The 7,426-nt window shown below is 77.4% G+C and carries 5 protein-coding genes and 1 pseudogene; 3 read left to right on the top strand and 3 right to left on the bottom strand.

What is annotated here, in order from left to right:
• Together K6I33_RS28520 and K6I33_RS28515 are read left to right on the top strand one after the other, a co-directional pair.
• A pseudogene (locus tag K6I33_RS28520) lies at nt 1-1,306 on the top strand (hypothetical protein); the annotation flags it as partial.
• Nucleotides 1,307-1,476: 170 nt separating this feature from the next.
• A complete protein-coding gene (locus K6I33_RS28515) occupies nt 1,477-1,701 on the top strand; it encodes a hypothetical protein (RefSeq protein WP_229357420.1) in 225 nt (74 codons plus the stop codon).
• Between the two features lie 579 nt (nt 1,702-2,280).
• On the opposite strand, the gene K6I33_RS28510 is transcribed toward K6I33_RS28515, so the two are convergent.
• From K6I33_RS28510 to K6I33_RS28500, 3 genes are read right to left on the bottom strand one after another with little or no spacing between them, the layout of a single operon-like run.
• The gene (locus K6I33_RS28510) at nt 2,281-3,660 is read right to left on the bottom strand and encodes an energy-coupling factor transporter transmembrane component T (protein WP_229357419.1); all 1,380 of its coding nucleotides are present in this window, start codon (nt 3,658-3,660) and stop codon (nt 2,281-2,283) included.
• On the bottom strand, nt 3,657-4,328 hold the full coding sequence (locus K6I33_RS28505) for an SCO2322 family protein (RefSeq protein WP_229357418.1): 672 nt from the start codon (nt 4,326-4,328) through the stop codon (nt 3,657-3,659). Before K6I33_RS28505 ends, K6I33_RS28510 begins: the two co-directional genes overlap by 4 nt.
• Entirely contained in the window at nt 4,325-5,587 is a 1,263-nt protein-coding gene (locus K6I33_RS28500; protein WP_229357417.1) for a prenyltransferase/squalene oxidase repeat-containing protein, read from the bottom strand. Before K6I33_RS28500 ends, K6I33_RS28505 begins: the two co-directional genes overlap by 4 nt.
• A gap of 435 nt (nt 5,588-6,022) precedes the next feature.
• Between K6I33_RS28500 and K6I33_RS28495 the strand changes: the two genes are divergently transcribed.
• A partial coding sequence (locus K6I33_RS28495) for an aldehyde dehydrogenase (protein ID WP_229357416.1) occupies nt 6,023-7,426 on the top strand: 1,404 nt, incomplete at its 3' end.

Raw genomic sequence — 7,426 nt, 5'->3', positions numbered from 1 at the left:
CGTCCTCGGGGGAGTGCTCCAGGCCCTCGTCGGCACGGAGTCCGTACGGAACGACGCCACGGCCCGGCACGCCCTCCTGGAGGAGGCCGCGGGCCACCTCCAGGACGCCTTCGCCCACGCCCCGCCGGACGGCGCCACCCGCGCCACCGCCGCCCTCCGCCTGGCCGACGCCTCCTACGCGCTGTGGCAGGACGACGGCGACCGCGACCGTCTCGTCGCCGCCGCCCGCGTCCTGCGGGCGCTGCCGCCCGGCAGCTCCGCCCGCCACCTCCGCCTGGGCCGGACCCTGCTGGCGCTGACCGGGACCGGCGGAGCGCCCGGCTCGTACGCCGAGGAGGCCGCCGCCGAACTCCGCACCGCCTGCGGCCTGCTGGAACGCGAGCAGGCCCCCGAGGTGCAGCGCTGCGCCGCCCTCCTCGACCTCGCCGCCGCGCTCCGGGCGGCCGGCGCCCCCGGCGCCGGACTCCTCGCCGTCCTGGACGCCGCCCTGGAGGCCGCCACCGACGACGCCCAGCGGCTGCGCTGCCGCACCGAACAGGCCCGCGCCCACGCGGCGGCGGACCAGTGGCCCGAGGCCGACGACGCGTACGCGGCGGCCGTCGGCCTCACCGCCCGCGACAGCCTCCGGCGCTGCGAACTCCTCGTGGAATGGGGCGAGTCGCTGCTCGGCCGGGCACCGGCCGCCGGCCCCCGGGGCGGGGACGGCGGGCCCCCGGCCGGGGACGCCGGGACACCGGGCGGGGACGGCGGCTCCCCGGCCGGGGACGGCGTCGATCCCGTCGCCCGTGCCGAGTCCGTGCTGCGCGAGGCGTACGCCGTCAGCCCCGGCCGGTCGCCGCTGCGGACCCGCGCCCAGCTGACGCTCGGCCGCGCGCTGGTGCTGCGCTTCGGCCGCCAGGGGTTCCTGCCCGACCTCTACGAAAGCTGCCATCTGCTCGAACAGGCCGCGCGCCGGGCCCCGGACGGCGCCACCCGCGCCGAGGCCTGGCTGGAACTGGGCACCGCCCGGCTGCTGCTCGGCGAACGGCAGGGCGACCTGCCGGTGGCCGACGCCGCCGCGGCCTTCGACACCGCCGCCAAGGAGGCCCGGCGGCTGCCCGCCCCCGACGGCCCGGGCTCGGTGACCGCAGCCCGCTCCCTCCACCGCTACGGCGACGCCCTGGAACGCATGGGGCTGCGCCGCGCCGCCCTGGCCGCCTACCGCGACGCGCAGCGCGAATGGCGCGACCTCACGGGACGGCTGGCCGAGGTGCCCTGGGCCGAGGTCCAGGCGACCCGGGAGGCGGTGGCGCGGCTCACCGACTGAACCACCCGGGACCGGACCGTCCGATCGCCCCACGCCCGGCCGTCGGACCGTCCGGCACCGGCGCGCCCCGCCGGACCGGCCGCCGAACGGGTTTCCGAACCGGGGGCGTTGGGAAGAACCGTGCAGCCGCGGGCCCGCTACCGGCGGACGGCGGCAGGGAGGAGAAGAGCGTGAACCAGCTGGAGAACGCCCTGGTCACCGGCTACGCGGACGGCGTGCCCGGACCGTCGCCCCTGCCCGACCTCGCCCGCACCGGCCTGCGCGCCCTGCGAGCCTCCCGGGATCCCGCCCTGGCGGCCGCGGTGGAGGGCGTGCTGCGCGGCCCCGGACGACTGGCCGAGGCATGGGACTCGGGCGGCGAGGGCGGGGTGACCGGGGCGCGCCCCGGCCGGTGACCGGCCCGCGACCGGCGGACGGCACCCCGGGCGGCCGCCCGGAAGGACCCGGCCGCGTCACCCCCCAGGCCCTGGCCCGGCTCGCCCGGACCCGGACCGCCCCCGGTGACGTCGCCCTCCTCCTCGACGGCCTGCACAGCGGACGGCTCGTGCTGCTGAAGTCCCTGCTGACCCGGCTGGAGCGGCCCCCCGCCGTCCCCGGCCCCGCCCTCGCGCGCTTCGAGGAGCACTGGCACCTCCTCGAACACGCCGAGGCGCACCACCCGGCCAAGGTCGCCGAGACCCTCGACTACCCCTCCGTCGGCACCTGGCTCGCCCACGCCCTCGCCGCCCCCGACGGGGAGACGCTCGCCTCGCGCCTCGGCCACTTCGGTGCCGTCGCCGCCACCGCCGCCCTGCGCGCCGGCGCCGACTTCGCCCTGGACCTCCCGGCCCCCGGCGGCCGGCTCGCGCTCCCCGGCGTCGGCCTGCTGCGCACCGCGGACTCCCCGGTACGGCTGACCGCCCACGGCCCCGCCGCCCGCCTGACCGCGCCCGGCGGGCACGGCGGCGCCCTGCTGCTGCGCGCGGCCGGGCGCGTCACCGGCCACGGGCCCGGCTGGCAGGGCCTGCGCCGGCTGCCGGGCGGCCCGGTCCGCCTGGACGACCTGGACCCCTACCGCGCCCCGCCCGGCGGCGCGGGCCGCTACGCCCTCCCCGCCGCGCCCCGGACCGACGGCGGGCCCTGGCCCCGGCACTGGCGCGCCGCCCTGGCCCTGCTGCGCGCGGCCGACCCGGCGCGCGCCGCGGAGGTGACGGCCCTGCTGCGCTGCCTGGTGCCGCTCGCCCCCGCCGGCCGGCCCGGCGGTGCCCGTCCGCCGTCACCCCCTCGCGGGAGGCGACCGGTGGCGCAGGGGCGACGAACGCCGGCAGCAGCCCGAGAAGCACCGACACCGCCGGCCACACCGGCAACTCCGGCGCCGTCAGCGGTACCGCCGGCGGATGGAGGGCGGCCGGCGCGTAGTCGCCCGCCCGGATCATCAGGGCCGCCACCGCCGCGCCCGAGGCGGAGACCAGCCAGGCGCGGGCGCCCCAGCGGTCGGGGCGGTAGCGGGTGCGCACCGAGCGGCGGCCGCCGAGCCACAGGCCCGCGAGGGCCGCGGCGAGGCCCGCGATCAGCACGGGCACCCCGTAGCCCGCACCCGTGTCCCCCAGCAACCCGTACGTACCGGCGCACACGCCGAGCAGCCCGCCCAGGGTGAGCGCGCTCGTCGTGCGGCGCACGGCGGGCGGGACCTGGGCGGTACGGCCGTACCCCCGGGCGTCCATCGCGGCGGCCAGCGCCACCGACCGCTCCAGCGCGCCCTCCAGCACCGGCAGCCCCACCTGGAGCAGGGCCTTGAGCCCCCGGTCCGGGCGGCCGCGCAGCCGGCGCGCGGCGCGCAGCCGCTGGACGTCCGCGACGAGGTTGGGCGCGAAGGTCATGGCGACGACCACCGCCACCCCGGCCTCGTAGAGCGCGCCCGGCAGGGACTTCAGCAGCCGCGCCGGGTTGGCGAGGGCGTTCGCGGCGCCCACGCAGATCAGCAGGGTGGCCAGCTTCATGCCGTCGGCGAGCGCGAAGACCAGCGCCTCCGCCGTCACCCGGCCGCCGATCCGCACCCCGCGCGCCCACTCCGGGAGCGGAATCTCCGGAAGGGTGAGGACCGTGTGCGTCCCGGGGATGGGCGAGCCGAGGATCACCGCGAAGACCAGCCTGATGACGATCACGGCCAGCCCGAGCTTGAGGAACGCCCCGTACGAGCGGGCCCACGGCGCGTCCGTGCGCCGCGCGGCGACGACGTACCCGGCGACGCCGGTCAGCAGGGCGAGCAGCAGCATGTTCGTGGTGCGCGAGGCGGCCGTCGCCAGGCCCAGCGCCCACAGCCACCACGCGCCGGCGTGCAGCGCGGAGGAACGGTCGGAGGAACGGTCCGTCATCCGCGACGACGCCGCCGGGTCTGCCACACCGCCGCCGCGCCGAGCACGGCCACGGCCGCGATGCCGCCGATCAGGCCGGCGGAGGGCCCGCCGTCGCCCTTGTCGTCCACAGGGGAGGCCTCCGAAGTCTCCGCCGGCGAAGTCTCCGTCGGCTTCCCCGCGGCCACCTTCTCGCCGCAGCCCGTCCTCGGGTATCCGGCGATCGCGCACAGCAGGGCGCTGGAGTCGTAGCGCAGCGGCTTGGCGACGGCCGCCAGCGCGTCGGCCGCGCTGCCGTCCGCGCCGACCTTCGCGCACGCCGTACGGGCGGCGGGCGGCGTCTCACCGGCGGGGGCGTCGGCGGGCGTGCCGAAGTCGAGGACGACGGCGACGCGCTTGCCGCCGTCCTCGGCGGGCGTGCCGGCGCACACCGCCGCGAAGTCGGCGGTGCCGCGCGGCTTGGCCGCGTCGGCGGAGTCCTTGCTGACGGCGAAGCGGAAGCCGACGACGGAGCCGTCGGCCGGCCGCAGCGTGGCCGGGCCCTGGGTCGCGTACGTCCAGGCCCCGCCGGCCGCCGGTGCCTGCCAGAAGGACCAGTAGCGGTAGCCGTCCGCGTGCGCGGGGGCCACGCCGAGCAGGGCGGCCGCGCCGGCGAGCAGGGAGACGAACAGGGCCCGGGCCGCCGTCACAGCTGGTTCTTCTTCTTGCGGCCGCTGATCAGGAAGCCGGCGCCGACGCTGGCGACGAAGAACACCGCGACGTACAACCAGGTGCTGGAGCCGCCGCCGTCCTTCTTCTTCTCTTCCTTCTTCTCGGGGGAGGCGGAGGAAGAGGACGGCTCCGGCTTGGGGCCGGTCTCGTTCAGCGCGGCCACCAGGTCGGTGCCGCCGAAGGAGCGCGGGTCGGCGCCCGCCGCGTGCGCGGCCAGGACGAGCTTGGCGAGGCGGCCGGGGTTGCCCTTGGCCCACTCGGCGGTCTTGCTGTCGGCCGACTGCAGCCACTTCAGCGGCTTGCCCGCGGCCTCCAGGTGGCCGCCCGCCGCGAGGGCGAGGGCGGCGTCGGCGGTCGCTCCGGTGTCCGGGCCCTCGGGGGCGCCGGGCATGGACGACTTGAGGAAGCCGCCGTTGGCGTCGAGCTTCTTCGTCAGATAGCCGGCGACGGCGTCGGCCGCGTTCCACTGGTTCGCGTCGCCGTCCCCGCAGGCGGGCCTGACGGGCTTGTCCGCGCCCTTGGCGGCGGGCACGAGGAAGCCCTTGCCGAGGGCGGCCGTGGCGGCGGCGGCCGAGGCGAGGTCGTTGGCGGGCAGCTCACCGTTCTGCGGCATGTAGCCGAAGGCGCCCGCCTGGTCCTCCTTCTTCTCCTGGCAGCGGATCTGGAAGGAGAGCAGCGCGTCGTACGGGGTCTTGCCGTCCTTGGCCGCGGCCTTCGCCGGGTCCTGGCCGGCGGCGGCGAAGGCGCCGATGGCGATGGCGGTGGAGTTGGCGTCGCTGGGGTTGCCGGGGCCCATGCCCCAGCCGCCGTCGGCGTTCTGGTGGGCCTTGAGCCAGTCCAGGCCCTTGGTGACGGCCTGGGCCCGGCCGCCGACGGCCGCCAGGCCCTGCACGGCGGCCGCGGTCGCGTCGGTGAACTCGCCCGCCTTGGCGTCGCACGGCGTGCCCGTGCCGGCCCGGAAGCCGGCGAAGCCGCCGTCGGCGCACTGCTGGCCGGCCAGCCAGTCCACGGCCTGCTTGCCGGGGGAGACCCCGGCCGCGTGCTGGGCGAGGAAGGCCAGCGACTGCCGGAAGACACCGTCGAACTTCGGGTCGCCCGTGCCGTAGAGCCCCGGGGCGGCCGGGGTCGGCGAGTCGCCGTCGGCGAAGGCGGCGGGGGCCGCGGCCGTGCCCAGGACGGCCGCGGTGGCCAGGGCCGCGGCGCCGCGGCGCGCGAGGACGGCGAAGGTGGTGGCCATGAAAGCGGTGCCTCTCGGTGGATGACGGTGTCGGGCGGCCCCGCCGGGACGCCCCTGCCGGGGCAGGACGTTACCGACGTGTCGCTTTGGTGGGGGGCTGAACACTTTATCCGGCTCCCGCCCGGAGCCCGCTACCGCCGTGGGCGTCCCGCCCGCGCCCCCTCGACGGTCGCGTCGTAAGGCAGCGTGATCCTCCACCGGAAGGGCCTCCAGAGGCCCGTCGGGGTGAGAATTCCGCTGCCTTGTGACCTCCCCGGACCGGAGTCCCCCGGTTCCACAGCTCCGGTGACCGGGCTCCCGCCACGGTCGCGTATGTGTTCGGGATTCCGGTGGCGACTTCCCTTGCCCTCCACAACCGGAACTGCTATCTGAGCTGATGCAGTGTCAGATCCGATCCGATTCGATCGCGTCCGGTCAGGTCCGGGAGGCTCCGCCATGAGCGACAGCGACAGCGCCATCGTCGAGTACGGGCAGCTCTTCGTCGGCGGCCGGTGGGCCGAGCCCGCCGCCGGGCCGCGGGGGGAGGTCATCGAGGTCGTGTCGCCCCACACCGAGGCCGTCATCGGGCGGGTCCCGCACGCCGGGCGCATCGATGTGGACCGGGCCGTCGCGGCAGCGCGGAGCTCCTTCGACTCCGGCGTGTGGTCAGGGCTGCCGCTGGCGGAACGGATCGCCGTCGTCACCCGGATCAAGGACGGCATCGCCGCCCGCCATGAGGAGCTCGCCCGGCTGATCTCCGCGCAGAACGGCTCCCCCTACTCCTGGAGCGTCCTCGCGCAGGCGCTCGGCGCGGTCATGGTGTGGGACAGCGCCATCGCCATCGCCCGGGACTTCCCCCACGAGGAGCGGCGCGCCGGCGCCCTGGGGCCGTTGCTGGTGCGGCGGGAGCCGGTGGGGGTCGTGGCGGCCGTGGTGCCGTGGAACGTGCCGCAGTTCGTGGCGGCGGCCAAGCTCGCGCCCGCCCTGCTGGCCGGCTGCTCGGTGGTGCTCAAGCCCGCGCCGGAGACGCCCCTGGACGCGTACGTCCTCGCGGGGATCGCCTGCGAGGCGGGGCTGCCGGAGGGCGTGCTGTCCATCCTCCCCGGGGGCCGGGAGACCGGCGAGTACCTCGTCGGGCACCCCGGCGTCGACAAGGTCTCCTTCACCGGCTCCGTCGCGGCCGGCAAGCGCGTCATGGAGGTCGCCTCCCGCAACCTCACCCGGGTGACGCTGGAGCTGGGCGGCAAGTCCGCCGCGATCGTCCTGCCCGACGCCGACCTGGACACCGCCGTCGCCGGCATCGTGCCCAGCGCCTGGATGAACAACGGCCAGGCCTGCGTCGCCCAGACCCGTGTCCTCGCCCCCCGCTCCCACTACGCCGAGCTCGCCGAGCGCCTCGCGGCCGCCGCCTCCGCGCTGGTCGTCGGCGACCCGCTCGACCCCGCCACCCAGGTCGGCCCGCTGGTCGCGCGCCGCCAGCGCGAGCGGTCGCTCGACTACATCCGGCTCGGGCGGCTCGACGGTGCGTCCGTCCTGGCCGGCGGCGGCCGTCCCGCCGGGCTCCCGACGGGCTGGTACGTCGAGCCGACGCTCTTCGGCGACGTCACCAACGCCATGCGGGTCGCCCGCGAGGAGATCTTCGGGCCCGTCGTCTGCCTGCTGCCGTACGACAGCGACGAGGAGGCGATCGCCATCGCCGACGACTCCGACTACGGGCTCTCCGGCAGCGTCTGGACCGGCGACCTCGAACGCGGCCTGGAGGTCGCCCGCCGGGTGCGCACGGGCACGTACTCCGTGAACACCTTCAGCCTCGACCTGTTCGGCCCGTTCGGCGGCTACAAGGACTCCGGGCTGGGGCGG

The organism is Streptomyces sp. UNOB3_S3, from assembly GCF_020740895.1.
GTDB lineage: Bacteria > Actinomycetota > Actinomycetes > Streptomycetales > Streptomycetaceae > Streptomyces.
The sequence above is the reverse complement of the archived record's forward strand: the minus strand, read 5'-3'. Positions and strand labels throughout refer to the sequence as shown.